This is a genomic window from Agromyces sp. H66 (assembly GCF_004959775.1).
Classification (GTDB): Bacteria; Actinomycetota; Actinomycetes; order Actinomycetales; family Microbacteriaceae; genus Agromyces.
Window position 1 is genome coordinate 96,951 of record NZ_SJZG01000012.1, and the last position, 14,736, is coordinate 111,686.

At 72.0% G+C, this 14,736-nt stretch carries 16 protein-coding genes; 9 read left to right on the forward strand and 7 right to left on the reverse strand.

The annotated features are described in order from the left end of the window. Nucleotides 1-66 precede the first annotated feature (66 nt). Entirely contained in the window at nt 67-945 is an 879-nt protein-coding gene (locus EZM51_RS17225) for a neutral zinc metallopeptidase (protein ID WP_136709539.1), read from the forward strand. An 84-nt stretch (nt 946-1,029) separates the two neighbouring features. On the opposite strand, the gene EZM51_RS17230 is transcribed toward EZM51_RS17225, so the two are convergent. After that, the gene (locus EZM51_RS17230; protein ID WP_136709540.1) at nt 1,030-1,725 is read right to left on the reverse strand and encodes an alpha/beta hydrolase; all 696 of its coding nucleotides are present in this window, start codon (nt 1,723-1,725) and stop codon (nt 1,030-1,032) included. Nucleotides 1,726-1,831: 106 nt separating this feature from the next. Further along, nucleotides 1,832-2,791 carry an EamA family transporter gene (locus EZM51_RS17235; protein WP_136709541.1) on the reverse strand — a complete coding sequence of 320 codons (960 nt, stop codon included), beginning with the start codon at nt 2,789-2,791 and terminating at the stop codon, nt 1,832-1,834. Nucleotides 2,792-2,973: 182 nt separating this feature from the next. Here EZM51_RS17235 and EZM51_RS17240 point away from each other — a divergent pair, with 182 nt between their 5' ends. Continuing rightward, a complete protein-coding gene (locus tag EZM51_RS17240; RefSeq protein ID WP_136709542.1) occupies nt 2,974-4,017 on the forward strand; it encodes a zinc-dependent alcohol dehydrogenase family protein in 1,044 nt (347 codons plus the stop codon). Between the two features lie 150 nt (nt 4,018-4,167). Beyond that, nucleotides 4,168-6,063, forward strand: coding sequence for an adenylyl cyclase (locus EZM51_RS17245; protein ID WP_136709543.1), 1,896 nt, complete (start codon nt 4,168-4,170; stop codon nt 6,061-6,063). Between the two features lie 84 nt (nt 6,064-6,147). Here EZM51_RS17245 and EZM51_RS17250 read toward each other — a convergent pair whose 3' ends face one another. Beyond that, nucleotides 6,148-7,113 carry a LacI family DNA-binding transcriptional regulator gene (locus EZM51_RS17250; RefSeq protein ID WP_136709544.1) on the reverse strand — a complete coding sequence of 322 codons (966 nt, stop codon included), beginning with the start codon at nt 7,111-7,113 and terminating at the stop codon, nt 6,148-6,150. Between the two features lie 134 nt (nt 7,114-7,247). Between EZM51_RS17250 and EZM51_RS17255 the strand changes: the two genes are divergently transcribed. Genes EZM51_RS17255 through zapE form a run of 4 tightly spaced genes read left to right on the forward strand, consistent with a single transcriptional unit; the run spans nt 7,248 to nt 10,842 of the window. Continuing rightward, nucleotides 7,248-7,829: a dihydrofolate reductase family protein gene (locus EZM51_RS17255; protein WP_136709545.1), complete on the forward strand. Its 582-nt coding sequence runs from the start codon at nt 7,248-7,250 to the stop codon at nt 7,827-7,829. A gap of 31 nt (nt 7,830-7,860) precedes the next feature. Next, nucleotides 7,861-8,886: a PHP domain-containing protein gene (locus EZM51_RS17260; RefSeq protein WP_136709546.1), complete on the forward strand. Its 1,026-nt coding sequence runs from the start codon at nt 7,861-7,863 to the stop codon at nt 8,884-8,886. A 12-nt stretch (nt 8,887-8,898) separates the two neighbouring features. Continuing rightward, nucleotides 8,899-9,780 (forward strand): hypothetical protein, encoded by an 882-nt coding sequence (locus EZM51_RS17265; RefSeq protein WP_136709547.1) that lies wholly within the window; start codon nt 8,899-8,901, stop codon nt 9,778-9,780. A 36-nt stretch (nt 9,781-9,816) separates the two neighbouring features. Beyond that, the gene (gene zapE / locus EZM51_RS17270; RefSeq protein WP_136709548.1) at nt 9,817-10,842 is read left to right on the forward strand and encodes a cell division protein ZapE; all 1,026 of its coding nucleotides are present in this window, start codon (nt 9,817-9,819) and stop codon (nt 10,840-10,842) included. Nucleotides 10,843-10,854: 12 nt separating this feature from the next. Here zapE and EZM51_RS17275 read toward each other — a convergent pair whose 3' ends face one another. Beyond that, complete coding sequence (locus EZM51_RS17275; RefSeq protein WP_136709549.1) at nt 10,855-11,505, reverse strand: TetR/AcrR family transcriptional regulator; 651 nt, start codon at nt 11,503-11,505, stop codon at nt 10,855-10,857. A gap of 124 nt (nt 11,506-11,629) precedes the next feature. Here EZM51_RS17275 and EZM51_RS17280 point away from each other — a divergent pair, with 124 nt between their 5' ends. Next, complete coding sequence (locus tag EZM51_RS17280; protein WP_136709550.1) at nt 11,630-12,430, forward strand: alpha/beta hydrolase; 801 nt, start codon at nt 11,630-11,632, stop codon at nt 12,428-12,430. A gap of 70 nt (nt 12,431-12,500) precedes the next feature. Here EZM51_RS17280 and EZM51_RS17285 read toward each other — a convergent pair whose 3' ends face one another. Beyond that, nucleotides 12,501-12,803, reverse strand: a complete 303-nt coding sequence (locus EZM51_RS17285; protein WP_136709551.1) for an antibiotic biosynthesis monooxygenase — start codon at nt 12,801-12,803, stop codon at nt 12,501-12,503. Then, nucleotides 12,803-13,003 (reverse strand): hypothetical protein, encoded by a 201-nt coding sequence (locus EZM51_RS17290; protein WP_136709552.1) that lies wholly within the window; start codon nt 13,001-13,003, stop codon nt 12,803-12,805. The genes EZM51_RS17285 and EZM51_RS17290 overlap by 1 nt, the downstream gene beginning before the upstream one ends. A gap of 122 nt (nt 13,004-13,125) precedes the next feature. Here EZM51_RS17290 and EZM51_RS17295 point away from each other — a divergent pair, with 122 nt between their 5' ends. Continuing rightward, entirely contained in the window at nt 13,126-14,055 is a 930-nt protein-coding gene (locus EZM51_RS17295; RefSeq protein WP_136709553.1) for a helix-turn-helix transcriptional regulator, read from the forward strand. Here the strand turns inward: EZM51_RS17295 and EZM51_RS17300 are convergent. Continuing rightward, entirely contained in the window at nt 14,045-14,395 is a 351-nt protein-coding gene (locus EZM51_RS17300) for an ATP-dependent DNA ligase (RefSeq protein WP_136709554.1), read from the reverse strand. The two genes, EZM51_RS17295 and EZM51_RS17300, sit on opposite strands and share 11 nt — an antisense overlap. Nucleotides 14,396-14,736: the final 341 nt, after the last annotated feature.

The window sequence follows — 14,736 nt, forward strand, 5'->3', positions numbered from 1 at the left end:
GTCAACGGGGCGCCCGAACCGGGACCTCGCCGGGCCTCGTACCGTCCGCCGGAGTAGCGTCGATCCATGACGTTCAACCCGGACTCGGACATCAGCGGCGGCAAGGTATCCCATCGCGGACGCAACACCGGTCTCGCCATCGGCGGCGGCGGGCTCGGCGTCGTCGCGCTCATCCTGCTCTCGCAGTTCCTCGGCTTCGACGTGACGGGCCTCCTCGGGGGCGGGGGCCAGCCCGCGGCCGAGGACACCGCGCTCGAGCAGTGCCTGACCGGGCAGGATGCGAACGAGCGCATCGAGTGCCGCATGCAGGGTGCGTCGGCCTCGCTCGAGGACTACTGGCAGACCGAGGGGCCGAACGTCGGGCTCGACTACGTCGGTCCGCAGGGATTCGTGCTGTTCGAGCAGGCGGTGGCCACGGCGTGCGGGAACGCGTCGTCGGCCACCGGCCCGTTCTACTGCCCGCCCGACCAGACGATCTACATCGACACGAGCTTCTACGACCAGCTCGAGAGCCGCTTCGGAGCAGGCGGCGGGCCGCTCGCCGAGATGTACGTCGTGGCGCACGAGTGGGGCCACCACGTGCAGAACATCGCCGGAGTCCTCGAGCGGGCGCAGGACGGCCAGACCGGTCCCACGTCGAACGCGGTCCGCGTGGAATTGCAGGCCGACTGCTTCGCCGGGTCGTGGGCGGCGGCGGCGGCGCAGACCGAGGACGAGCGCGGCGTGCCGTTCCTGCAGCCGATCACCCGTGAGGAGTACACGCAGGCGATCGACGCCGCGGCGGCCGTCGGCGACGACCGGATCCAGGAGGCCACGCAGGGCCAGGTGACCCCGCACTCCTTCACGCACGGAACGAGCGAGCAGCGGGTGCGATGGTTCGAGACCGGCTACCAGCAGGGCGCCGGCGCCTGCGACACGTTCTCGATCGACGGCTCCCGGCTCTGAGCGGCGACCGGGGCGCACTCGGATACGCGACCCCCGGGTGCGCGACCGGGCACGCGACCCCGGACTCGCGACCCCCGATCGCGCTCAGCGGATGGCCGCGGTGATCGCCTGCCCGAGTTGCACGGGCTTCGTGAACTGCGGCCAGTGCCCCGTGGGCAGGTCGACGTAGTCGACATGCTTCACCCTCGCGAGCTCGCGCGTGAACGGCGAGTCGGCGGCGATCCATTCGGTGATGGCCGAACTCGGGAACTCGCACGCGATGATCGTGACGGGCACGTCGTAGCGCCGTTCGTCGTGGAGCTCGATGGGATCGAAGGCGACCCCCGTCGCCTCGGGCACGGCTCGCGCACGGAAGGCGGCGCGCAGGTCGTCGTCGAGGTCGACGAGGTCGGCGTCCTCGAACTCCGACCAGTCGGGGAGCGGGATCTCGCCGTCGACCACGGGCAGCTCGTCGTTGATCGCATCGCCGTGCCCGAGCGGCCCGGCATCGACGTAGACCACGCGGGCGATCCGATGCGGCCGCGCATCGGCGACGCCGTGCGCAACGGCTCCGCCGCCGGAGTGGCCGACCAGCACCACCTCGCCCTCGAGGCCGTCGACGACGCGCACGACCGCGTCGACGTGGTCGCGGAGGCCGATGCCCGACCGGTCGGCGTCGACCGATTCGCGACCGGGCAGGGTGATCGGGTGCACGCGGTGGCCGGCCTCCTCGATCAGCGGCGTCACCTGCTGCCAGGAGGATGCGTCGAGCCAGAACCCGGGAATGAGGATGACGTCCATGCGTGCACGCTACCGGTGGTGTCCGACACCCGCCGGCACCGCATCCACTCGGGATCGCATGCCGCCGATGTCGCCGTTCCCGCGCAGGGTCGCCCGCGGAACGGCATCACCGCGCGGGAACGGACGCGTCCGACGGGAGCGGCGCTCGCGCCGGCCGCGCTCCGCCCGTGGCGAGCACGGCGATGCCGGTCGCGAGCACGAGGAGCCCCGCGACGGCTCCGCCCGTCAGGGTCTCGCCGAGCACGACGACGCCGAGCATCCCGGCCGTCAACGGCTCCGCGAGCGTGAGCGTCGACACCGTGGCGGGCGCAAGGCCCCGGAGTCCGGCACCGAAGAGCAGGTACGCGAGGGTCGTGGTGACGAGCCCGAGCCAGAGCGCCATCGCCAGGCCGGGACCGGTCGCCAGCCACGAGGCATCCGTCGCGCCGAGCAGCGGCACACTCACCACCGCGGCTCCGCCGAACAGTGCGCCCATGCTGCCGGTGGGCGACCATCCGCGGTCGAGGAGCGCCTTCGCGGCGAGCGTGTAGACGGCGTACGAGGTGCCCGCGCCGAGCGATGCGGCGAGTCCGAGCGGATCGGTCGCCGCCCGGCCCGGGTCGGTCGCCGCGGCGAGGATGGCGACGCCGGCGGTCGCGATCGCGGTCGCGACGAGCCAGCGGTGGCCGGGGTAGCGTCGCCGCAGCAGCCAGTCGAGCGCCCCGGTGATCACGGGGGCCGACCCGAGCGCCACGACCGTGCCGACCGCGACGCCGTTGGCGGCGGTGCCCGCGAAGAACGCCGGCTGGTAGCCGAGCACCCCGAGCGCACCGATGACCACGACGAGCCATGACGGCAGCGGATGCCGCGGAGCGACGCCGGGCGGCGATGCGGCGGATGTCCCGGTCGCACCGCGTCGCCGCCCGGCGACGTGCATCGCGAGGGCGACGAGCCCGAGCGCGCCCCCGCCGATGAGGATGCGCGCCGCCCCGACCGACGCCGCGCTCGCGTCGGGACCGAGTGCCTGGGCCGTGCCGGTGGTGCCGAAGCACACCGAGGCGAGGAGCACGGCGACCATGAAACGCATGCCATATTGTTACACAATTCTCGCTCCGTACACAGGTCCGAGGGCGGCCCGGCCGTGCACCCGCCTGCGGGCGGGTAGGCTCGCGGATGTCGCGGACGACGTCGGTCACGGGGGAGCTCGGCTTCGCGACATCCGCGATGTCCTGAGCTTGTCGAAGGATCGACCCGAACCGGAGGACCCCTGTGCGTGCCGTTCTCTTCACCGAATTCGGCAAGGCGCCCGCGCTCGCGGAGGTGCCGATGCCTGCGTGCCCGCCCCGCGGCGCCGTCATCCGCGTCCGCGCCACCGGGGTGTGCCGCAGCGACTGGCACGCCTGGATGGGCCACGACGAGAGCGTCGAGCTGCCGCATGTCCTGGGCCATGAGTTCGCCGGCGAGATCGCCGAACTCGGCCGGGAGGTGCCCGAGGATGCCGGCTGGAGCGTCGGCGACCGGGTGACCGCCCCGTTCATCTGCGCGTGCGGCCGCTGCCCCGAGTGCCTCTCGGGCAACGAGCAGGTGTGCGACGCGCAGTCGCAGCCGGGCTTCACGCACTGGGGGTCGTTCGCCGAGTACGTCGTGATCGACGAGGCCGCGCTCAACCTCATCCGGCTGCCCGAGGGCCTCGGCTTCGTCGAGGCCGCCTCGCTCGGATGCCGGTTCGCCACCGCCTACCGAGCGATCGTGTCGCGCAGCAGGCTCGCTCCCGGAGAGCAGATCGCGGTGCACGGATGCGGCGGTGTGGGACTCTCGGCGATCATGATCGCCGTCGCGGCGGGCGTGAAGGTCTACGGCGTGGATGTCTCGGACGCCGCGCTCGAGGCGGCCGAGAAGCTCGGCGCGGTGCCCGTGCGCGGCGGCGAGGGGGCCGCGGAGCGCATCCTCGAGGCATCCGGCGGCGGCGTCGACGTGTCGGTCGACGCGTTCGGCTCGAGCGAGACCGCGCTCGCCTCGGCACGCAGCCTCAAGAAGCGCGGGCGGCACGTGCAGGTGGGCCTGATGTTCGGCGACAGCGCGATGGCGGCGATGCCCATGGACGCGGTGATCGCGGGCGAGCTCGAGATCCTCGGCAGTCACGGCATGGCCGCCCACGAGTACCCGTCGATGCTCGGCGCGGTCGCATCGGGCGACTTCCGGCCGATCGAGCTCGTCGGCCGGCGCATCACGCTCGACCAGGTGCCCGAGGCGATCGCCGCGATGGGCACCGCGGGCGGGTCCGGCTCGGGGATGACGGTCGTCGAGCTGTAGCGGCATCCGGGCTCCATCGGGACTCTTGCGGGTTCGCGTCCCGGCCCCCTACTCTGAGCGGGTACGCCGAGGTGACACGAGTCACCTGTACACGTGACGACCCCGTCGCTCGCGTGACGGCGCCGACCTCGACGAGGAGGACTCGACCGGATGAACACCCCCACCCGACCCGCGCGCACGGTGCGACGGGCGACGCCAGGGCTCGCCGCAGCCGCCGTGCTGCTGACCGCCGTCGGCACGGCCGGAGCGGCCCACGCCGAGACCGCGCCCGAGATCGACCCGTTCGCGCCCGACTTCGGCCCGAACGTCACCATCGTCGACCCGGCGATGCCGCAGGACGAGGTGCAGGCGATGCTCGACGCGCTCGCGGCGGCGCAGACCGACGCCGAGATGTCCACCGCCCGGCACAGCGTGCTGTTCCTGCCGGGCGCCTACGGCTCCGCGGAGGACCCCCTGCAGGCCCGCGTCGGCTACTACACCGAGGTCGCGGGACTCGGCGCGCTGCCGGGCGACGTCGACATCACCGGCAAGCTCGAGGTCTACAACCGCTGCCTCGAGGACGGCGGCACCTCGAACTGCATCGCGCTCGTGAACTTCTGGCGCACGATCTCGAACCTGTCGCTCCAGGTGAACGGCGCGGGTCAAGACGGATGCCGCGCCTCGGCGAACTTCTGGGCGGTGTCGCAGGCCGTGTCGATGCGCCGGCTCGACGTGTCGGGCGGCAACCTCTCGCTCATGGACTACTGCACCGCAGGCCCCCAGTACGCGAGCGGCGGGTTCATCGCCGATTCGCGCCTGCCGTTCACGATCAACGGATCGCAGCAGCAGTGGCTGACGCGCAACAGCGTCGTGGCCGGATGGTCGAACGGGGTGTGGAATCAGGTCTTCTCGGGCGTCGAGGGGGCTCCGGATGCCGCGGACTTCCCGAACCCGCCGTACACGACGCTCGACGAGACGCCCGTGAGCCGGGAGAAGCCGTACCTCCACGTCGACGACGAGGGCCGCTACGCCGTGCGGGTGCCCGAGGCGCAGGCGGGAACGCGGGGCATCACCTGGGCCGACGGCGAGGCGCCCGGCCGCAGCATCCCGATCACGGACTTCCACATCGCCAAGCCGGGGGAGCCGGTCGGTGCGATGAACGCCGCGCTCGCCCGGGGCAAGCACCTGCTGCTCACGCCGGGCGTCTACGACATCGACAGCACGATCAACGTCAAGCGCGCCGACACCGTGGTGCTCGGCATGGGGCACGCGACGCTCACCGCGGTCGACGGCGCCGTGCCGCTCACGGTCGCCGACGCCCCCGGCATCATCGTGGCCGGCGTGACGATCGACGCGGGCACCGTGGAGTCGCCCGTGCTGATGCAGGTCGGCCGGCCCGGCGGCGGCCAGTCGGCGAAGGTCGACGCGGCCAACCCGATCACGCTCTCCGACGTGTACTTCCGCGTGGGCGGGCCGCACGTCGGCAAGGCCGACACCGCGCTCGTGGTGAACAGCGACCACGTGCTCATCGACCACACCTGGGTGTGGCGCGGCGACCACGGCGTCGAGGGCTTCACCGAGGGCGTGAACGGCGACACCGACCGCTGGAACACGAACACCGGACGCACAGGGGTGATCGTGAACGGCGACGACGTGACTGCGACCGGCCTCTTCGTCGAGCACTTCCAGCAGTTCAACACCGTCTGGAACGGCGAGCGCGGCACGACGGTGCTGTACCAGAACGAGCTGCCGTACGACCCGCCGACCCAGGCCGACTGGACGCGTCCCGACGGCACGCTCGGCTACGCGGGGTACAAGGTGGACGAGGATGTCACGGAGCACACGCTGCACGGCGGCGGCGTGTACGTGTTCAACCAGAACAACCCGTCGATCGTCACCGCGAACGGGTTCGAGGTGCCCGAGGCCGACGGCGTGGTGCTCCACCACATCATGACGGTGAACCTCAGCGCCGGCACGATCGAGCACGTCGTGAACGGCGTCGGCGGGCAGGCCGACACGACCGTGATCGGCGTGCCCCAGTACCTCGTCCGGTACCCGCTGCCGTAGGGGCGTTCATCGAGTCGTCAGTGCCGGCTGCCTAGGCGGCCGCCAGAACCGCCGACACTGACGACTCGATCGAGGCTCCCGGTTTCAGGCCGAGTCGCGCGCGACGAGCGTCGGGCCGCCGCCGGAGCGCTTCGGCGGCGGGTCGCCGTCGAGTGCCGCGATCACCCGTGCGGCGAGGTAGGCGGCCTCCCGGTCCATGGACTGCGTGATCGTGGTGAGCGGCGGTGACGCGAGCGCCGCCAGCGGCACGTCGTCGACGCCGATGACCGCGAGGTCGCCGGGCACGGCGAGGCCTGCGGCCCGTGCGCCCGCGAGCACGGCGAAGGCGACCTCGTCGTTGTAGGCGGCGACGCCCGTGACGCCCGCGTCCCGCCAGGTCGCGACCGCCGCGGTACCGGATGCCGCGTCCACGTCGACCGGCACGACCAGGGGTTCGGCCAGCCCGTGCTCGGCGCACGCCTCGCGGACCCCCGCCAACCGCTGGTCGGCGAATTCGGCCACCCGTCGGTCGGCGGTCGTGGCATAGCCGATCCGGCGGCGCCCTCCGGCGACGAGCCGCTCGACCTGGAGGCGGCCGATGCGAGGTTGCGGGTTCTCGGCCCCCCGTTCGTCGGGGCTGGTGTCGACCACCTGGATGCCCGCTCGCCGCATCGCCCGCACGTCAACGGGATCGAACGCCGAGAGGCCCACGACCGTTCGGGGGGTGACGGCGCGCCAGAGGTCGGAGAGCGGGCGCTCACCGCGGGCGTGGTGCACGAGCACCGAGAGCCCGCGCTCGGCGAGATCGTCGGCGAGGTGGTCGAGCATGGACTCGACGACGGGACCCACCGGCCAGTCGGGCAGCACGCACAGCACGAGGTCGCTGCGCCCGCTGCGCAGCGTGCGGGCGGCGGCCGAGGGGGCGTAGCCGAGCCGGGCCGCGGTCTCGAGCACGCGCCGACGCGTCGCCTCGGAGATCGAGGTGCCCGCCGTGCCGTTCAGCACGTAGCTGACCGTGGTGCGGGACACGCCGCTCTCGCGCGCGACATCCGCGCTCGTCACTCGCGCCACGCGTCCTCCTGGAAGTTCCGGTCCCGTTCTGCACCCTAGTCCGATGGCCGCAACTCGACGGGTTGTCGAACATCGCTGTTCGAGTTAGTCTGCCGTTCGAACCTGGTTGTCACGACGACAGGAGGCGGCATCCGATGCCCGAACTCACGGTCGACTTCATCACCTCCCTCGACGGCTACGGCGCGGCCGAGGGCTGGCCGGGCTTCTGGGGCATGGAGGGCCCCGAGTACCTCGGCTGGATCGCGAACTCGCCCGAACGCGATCACCCCGCCCTGATGGGCGCCAACACGTACCGCCTCATGTCCGGACTCGCCGAGCAGTACCCCGACGAGGCCGGCATGGCCGAGCTCGCGGCGATGCCCAAGGTGGTCTTCTCGTCGACGGTGCAGGAGCCGCTCGCATGGCCCAACACCCGGCTCGTCTCGGGCGACGCGGTCGAAGCGGTGCGGGCGATGAAACGCGATGGAACCACGCCGTTGCGCACGCTCGGCAGCGTCTCGCTGTGCCGGTCGCTGCTCATGGCCGGCCTGGTGGATCGCTTCCGAGTGGTGCTGTTCCCGGTGATCACGGGCGCCACCGGTCAGGACCGGATCTACGACGGCTACCCCGACGTCGCGCTCGAGCTCGTCGAGCACCGACTGTTCGACGGACGCCTGCAGCTCCTCGAGTACGTTCCCACCGTGCTCGCCGGCCCGCCGGGGGAACATCCCGAGTGACGGATGCCCCGGGGCAGGCCAGAATGGGCTGATGGACCCGGTGGCGGCGCTCGAGGAGATCGCCTTCCTGCTCGAGCGCGATCGCGCCTCGTCGTTCAAGTCGAAGGCGTTCCGGCGGGCGGCCGACGTCATCGGCGAATACTCCGCCGAGGAACTCGCGGCACGCGTGCGCGACGGCCGGCTGAAGCGCACGAAGGGCATCGGCGACACGACGTACACGGTGATCGCCGAAGCCGTGGGCGGCGAGGTGCCCGCGTACCTCGCCGAGCTCCGTGCCCGCACCGGCCCCGCGATCGTCCCGGCGACGTCGGGTCTTCGAGCGCAGCTGCGCGGCGACCTGCACGCGCACTCCGACTGGTCCGACGGCACCACGACCATCGCGACGATGGCGCGCGCGGCGGGGCTCGTGGGCCTCGAGTACCTCGTGCTCTCCGACCACTCGCCGAGCCTCCGAGTCGCGAACGGGCTCAGCACCGAGCGTCTCCTCGAGCAGCTCGACGTGCTCGACGAGCTGAACGCGAGCGGCGCAGCCGGCGACATCCGCGTGCTCTCGGGCATCGAGGTGGACATCCTGCTCGACGGCGAGCTCGATCAGACGCCCGACATGCTGGAGCGCGTCGACGTGATCGTCGCGAGCGTGCACTCGAAGCTCCGCATGGAGTCGCGCGAGATGACGGCACGGATGCTCCGCGCCATCGCCCACCCGCAGACCAACGTGCTCGGCCACTGCACGGGCCGGCTCGTCGAGGGGTCGCGCGGCACCCGCCCGCAGTCGACGTTCGACGCCCGCGCCGTGTTCGCCGCGTGCGCCGAGCACGACGTCGCGGTCGAGATCAACTCCCGCCCCGAGCGCCAGGATCCGCCCGACGACCTCATCCAGCTCGCGCTCGAGGCGGGATGCCGCTTCACGATCGACAGCGACGCGCACGCGCCCGGGCACTTCTCGTTCCTCGACCTCGGCGCCGCTCGCGCCGAGGCGAACGGCGTGCCCGCCGATCGGATCGTCACGACCTGGCCCGCCGAGCGCCTGCTCGAGTGGGCGGGGTCGAAGGGCTGATCGGGCGCGCGCGTGGAGGGATCACCCAGCCGGACGCGCGGCGAGCTGCTGCGCCTCGTGCGCGAGCAGGCGGGGCGCCGGCGTCCGGCCGACCTCCTCGCGCAGTACCGGCGCGACGGCTTCGTGATGCCGAGCGTGCTCGATCAGCGGCTCGCGAACGCCCTCGACCGACTCGCGCTCGACGCCGCCGAGGGGTACGACGCCGTGCTCCTCTCGCCGGTCGCGCCGCTCGGCGTCAACTCGGTGGTCGCGCCGACCTCGCAGGATCGCACGGTGACGACGACGCGGGGCACCGAGGTGGTGTCCGACCCCACGAACGTGCTGGCGCTCGAATGCGCACGGCGTCTGCTCGACCCGTCGTCGCCGCCGTCGTCGTCGCCGTCGCCGGCGGCGGTGCGCCTCGCGACGGTGCACCAGACGCTGCGGGCGCAGAGCCTGTCGAACGACGATGGCGCCCGCTCCCGGCACTTCCGACTGCTCGCGCTCGCCGACGCCGGCGCGGGCCTGCCCGACGACGGGTTCGAGGTCGAGGCGGTCGTGCGGCACCTGCGGGCCTACGACCGGCTGTTCGACGCGTGCGAGCGCGAGTTCGGCGTGGCGTTCGCCCGGCGCCGCGCCATCGTTCGCGTCGACGCGCGAGGGCCCGCGCTCGCCGAGCGGGTCCTGCGTCGGCTGGGCGAGGTGCTGCCGCACGTCGACCCGGTGACCGAGCCGCTCGAATCGCGGTACTACGACGGGCTGCGCGTCGGCTTCGGCGCCGACGGGCGGGCGGGGGAGTTCGTCGAGATCGCCGACCTCGGGCGGTTCGACTGGGTGGCGCAGCTCACGAGCGACCGGCGCAACCGGTTCGTCGCGAGCGGGTTCGGGATCCAGCTCGTTCCGCTGCTGTTCTGACGGGATCGCCTCGGACGAGCATGCAAGGCTGGGGACGTGCGAGCGGAGCGGGAACTGGTGGCGGCGATCGAGGCCGCGGCGGCGCGGGCCCGCATGGTGCTCGATCCCGAACAGCGGCTCCTCGTCGCGCGCATGGCCGTGCTCGGTGCGGCGGTCGACGATCGCCGCATACGACGATCGCGCCCGCGCGGTCTGTACGTGCATGGGCCGGCCGGACGCGGGAAGTCCTGGCTGGCCGACGCGTTCTTCGCGGCTCTGCCGACCGCCCGCAAGACCCGCGTGCACTTCCACGGCTTCTTCGCGGAACTGCACGACAGCATCCACGAGCGCCGAAGCGAACGCCAGGCGGTGGAGCGAGCGATCGACGACCTGACGGGGCGGAGTCGCCTCCTCTTCTTCGACGAGTTGCACGTACACGACTCGGGGGACGCACGCCTGCTCACGCGGCTTCTCGACCACGTGTTCCGTCGGGACATCGTGGTGCTCGCGACCTCGAACTACGCACCCGACGACTTGCTGCCCAGCCCGATCTGGCATCACACCATCGAACCGGGGATCGCGCTCATCACTGCCAACATGGACACGTACCGACTCGACGGTCCGACCGACTACCGCACGGTCCGCCACGAGCACTCGAGCGGCTTCTCCTCGGGCATGTGGATCACCTCACCGCCGTCCGACGCGCCCGGCGAGGACGAGGCGACGATCCTCTCCGTGCGCGGCCGCGACTTCCAGGTGCTCGCTGCCCGGTCGGATGGGCTCTGGATCACGTTCGCCCAGCTCTGCCAGAGCCCGACCTCGACGATCGAGTACCTGGAGTGGGCGCGGTCCTACCCGCGCTGGACCGTGACTCGGGTGCCCGCATTCGAGGATGTCGACGCCGAGGCGCAACAGCGATTCATCAACCTCGTCGACGTCCTCGTGGACGCCGACGTCGGCGTGACGTTCGTCTCGGATCACGACCTCGCCACGTTCCTCAGTGGGGCATCCAGCCGGCCGGATGCGTTCCGCATGGCGAGTCGACTGCAGCTCCTGCGGGATGACGTGCTCGGCCGAGCGTGACCGGAGCCGGGCTCAGGCGCTCGGTCCGTAGCCGGCGAGGAACAGGCGCACCGTCTCGGCCACATGGCGGCGACGTGCGCTCGCGTCGGGGACCGCTTCGTCGCCGAGCAGCATGGCCTCGTTCAGCGGGCCGGCCATGACGAGCCAGTTGAACTGCGCGGCCGCGACCTCGGGATCGTCGATCGCGAGCAGGCCGCGCTCGCCGAGGCGGCCGAACACCGCCGCGAGCGAGGCCATCGCGCGCCCGGGGCCGCTCTCGTAGAGCGCGCGGGCGAGTTCGGGGAAGCGACCGACCTCGCCGATGACAAGGCGCCGGAGCTGGAGGAGGCGGGGCGTCATGACCACGTCGAGTTGCCGCTCCGCGTAGTTCCGCAGGTAGGCCGGCACGGCGGTCGCGTCGGGCGGATCGGCGACCTCGTTGTGCACGCGGTCGCCCGCGGCATCCGTCATCGTCGTGACCAGTTCGACGAAGAGGGCCTCCTTCGAACCGAAGTGTTTGTACACGGTCTGCTTGGAGACCTGCGAGAGCGCCGCGAGCTCGTCCATGTTCGTGCCGAGGTAACCGGCGCGCAGGAACATCTCCTCTGCAGCCGCCAGGATGGCCCGATGCTTGCGGGCCGAGGCGCCCTCGGTGACGGATGCCGCGGCAGTCGGCTCTGGCATGCGACCCCTTCCACCATGCGGTCCTTGACGCTCGGTACTGATCAGTCTAGTCTCGGCAGAACGGAACTGCACCGTCTAGTTTGGTTCGCGACCGAGTGGCCGCGGCGAGGAAGGAAACACCTGCATGAGCGAGTTCATCACCACCCGCCTCGGCGACCGTGTCGCCTTCGACCACCGCGGCTCGGGCCCGGCGCTCGTCTTCGTCGCCGGCGCGGGGCCGTTCCGGGCGATCGACCCGTGGACCACCGCGACCGCCGAGGCCGCGGCCGCGCTCGGCATCTCGACCCTGGTCCACGACCGGGTCGGCCGGGGCGAGAGCCCTGCCACCGGACGCATCGGACTCGACCGGGAGCTCGCCGCGATCGAGGCGCTCCTCGAGGTCGCGGGCGGCAGCGCCGTGCTGTGCGGCCACTCGTCGGGATGCACCATCTCGCTCGCCGCGGCGAACACGGGACTCCCGGTCGCGGGGCTGGGCCTGTGGGAGGCGCCGATCGGGGGCATCGCCGGCGGCGCGGCGGCCTGGGCGGCGGAGGTCGACCGGCTCATCGCCGCGGGCGACCTCGAGGGCGCGCTCGCGCACTACATGAAGGACATGCCGCCGGAGTGGCTCGAGGAGCTGCGCGTCTCCCCCATGTACGAGGCGGCGGTCGCGCAGGTGGTGAGCTACGTGCCCGACGGCGAGTCGCTGGCGTGGGTCGAGTCCGCACCGCTCGCCGAGATCCTCGGCGGCCTCGAGGTGCCCGTTCGCGTGTACGCGGGCGAGCAGTCGTTCGACGACATCCTCTCGGCGGCCGAGGCGCTCACCGCCGCGATCCCGGGCGCGACCTTCCGGCGCATGCCCGGCGCCGACCACATCTGGGAGCCCGAATCGATGGCCGCCGAGCTCGCCGCCTTCGTCACGGAGTGCGCGTCCGTGCGGAGCTGAGACCTAGGCCGAGCGCACGGCCGCCACGACGGCGTCGACGGCGACCGGATGCCACGACGGGCCACGATCCTCAGCGTCGCACGAAGCCGCCGACCCGGGTGCCGCGGCCCGACACGTTCGCGAGGTCGTCGTCGAGCGCTGCGTACGCGTCGCCGTGCTCGGCCTGGAAGCGCTCGAAGGATGCGGCATCGCGCCAACGGTCGATGGTGAGGTACCGGCCGGGCACGGCGGCGTCGGCGAGGAGCACCACTTCGAGGAAGCCGTCGCCGCGTGCGAACAGCCGCGCCCAGTCACCGTCGGCGCCGTAGGCGCGCTCGAACGCCTCGCGGCGGGCGGAGGCCACGTCGTAGGTCCACACGATCTCGTAGCTCATCATCGCGTCCGAAGCTCGTTCAGCACCTCGACGAGCACGTTCGAGATGCCGTTCGCCTGGATGGCGAGCTTCGCGACGGCATCGAACAGTGCGCTGCCCTGGGTGACTTCGCCACTGTCGGCGAGCGCGCCGATGGCCTCGGTCGTCTCCGACGCGAGCGCCTTCAGCATCTGCGCGCGTTCGATCGGGTTGATCGTCATGCCTCCATTGTGGACCGCCGGACCGGGTCGCTGCGGGTCGGCGGGGGGTTGCATCTCGCCGAATCGCACGTAGGGTGGATGCTCCCGGCTGCGCCGGCCGGGGAGAAGGATCGAGGAACCAGATGACCGGCGTACAACGCACCTCCCTGTCGCTCCGCGAGCCCGAGGCGGTCGAGCGGTGCCTCACCGACTCGTTCCCCGACATCCGGTACGCCCGGACCGATCCGGCGACGTTCCACGTCGGCATCGATGCCCTCGCCGCCGACCGGTTCTCGATCGTGGACCTCACGTGGGATGTCCCGGGCACGGCGGTCACCGGGTCGACCGGGCTCACGGTCGTCACGATCATCGGCCGATTCGACGGGATGCACGGCCGTGAGGCGGTGGACATCCGCCGGCCGTTCCTCGCCCCCGCGGAGGGTCTGGACGCCGAGTGGGAGGCGCACCATGCGAGCGTCGTCGCGCTCGACCCGCGCGCCGTCGAGGCCATCGCCCGGGCGGCGACGGGCAACCAGGGCCTCCGGCTCCGGGGAACCGGCACCGCCCCGCTCTCGCCGGAGCTCGCCGCGTACTGGGATGCGACGGTTCGCGGCATCCGGAGTGCCATCGACGTGACCCCCGATGTGTACTCACTGCCGATGATCGCGGCCGCGACGTTCCATCAGCTCGCCACGGCGTTCCTGCATGCGTTCCCGACGAACTGGCTCGAGACCGCCGACGATCAGGGCGCCGGCTCGGCGGCGGTGCGGCGAGCGATCGACTTCATGCACGCCCACGTCGGGGATCCGATCACGACGACGGATGTCGCGGCCGCGGCGTTCATCTCGACACGCGGGTTGCACGCGGCCTTCACACGGGAGCGCGGCGAGACGCCGATGCAGTACCTCCGACGCATCCGGCTCGACGCCGCCCGCACCGACCTGCTCGCCGGCGGCCTCGACGTCACCGTCGCCGCCGTGGCGCGCCGCTGGGGCTTCGCGCACGTTCCGCGATTCGCCGAGCAGTACCGGCGTGCGTTCGACGAGCGACCGTCGGAGACCCTCAGGCGCTGACCGGAACCTCACGACCGGGCACCTCACGACCCGGTGCCAGCGCGGCCTCGGGCAGTTCCGGCGGTTCGGGCACGATGACGAGGCCGCGGTTCGACGACGCCGATTCCGCGAGCAGTTCCAGCCAGGCGCGGTTGAGCAGCGGTCGGCGGTTGCCCGAGTACACGAACTCGAGCGGCGTCGCGGGGCCGATCCAGGAGACGATCTCCGAGCCGTCGACGATGGCGGTGAACGCGAAACTCTCGCGGCGGCGGAGCTTGTTCACGACGACCGCCTGCACATGCGCGAGGGTGCGGTCATCGAGGGGGAGTGACATCCGGCCGTCGTAGACGAGCATGCCCATGCGGGCCTCCACTGGTGGTGCGTGCTGGGTGGGGACACGGCGGTGAGGTCGACCGGCGAAGCTCCCCCCGGGCTTCGACGCGTCGACCTCGACCGTTGGGGTACGGTACGCCGGGAGCGCGCCCCGCACGAAACCGGGAGCGAGATGCATTCCGGAATCGGATCATGCCCGGCCGATTCCGGATCACCGGTCGGCGGCCGAGCCCGCCTGAGCGCGGGTCACCTGCTCTCGACCGATTCGATCCCCCAACCTCGAATGTCCGGCGCGGGCAATGCGTCTCAAGTCCACCCGGATCGTTGCATCCGACCGGAAGGGTGCGGTTTCATCCAGCTACACCGTCG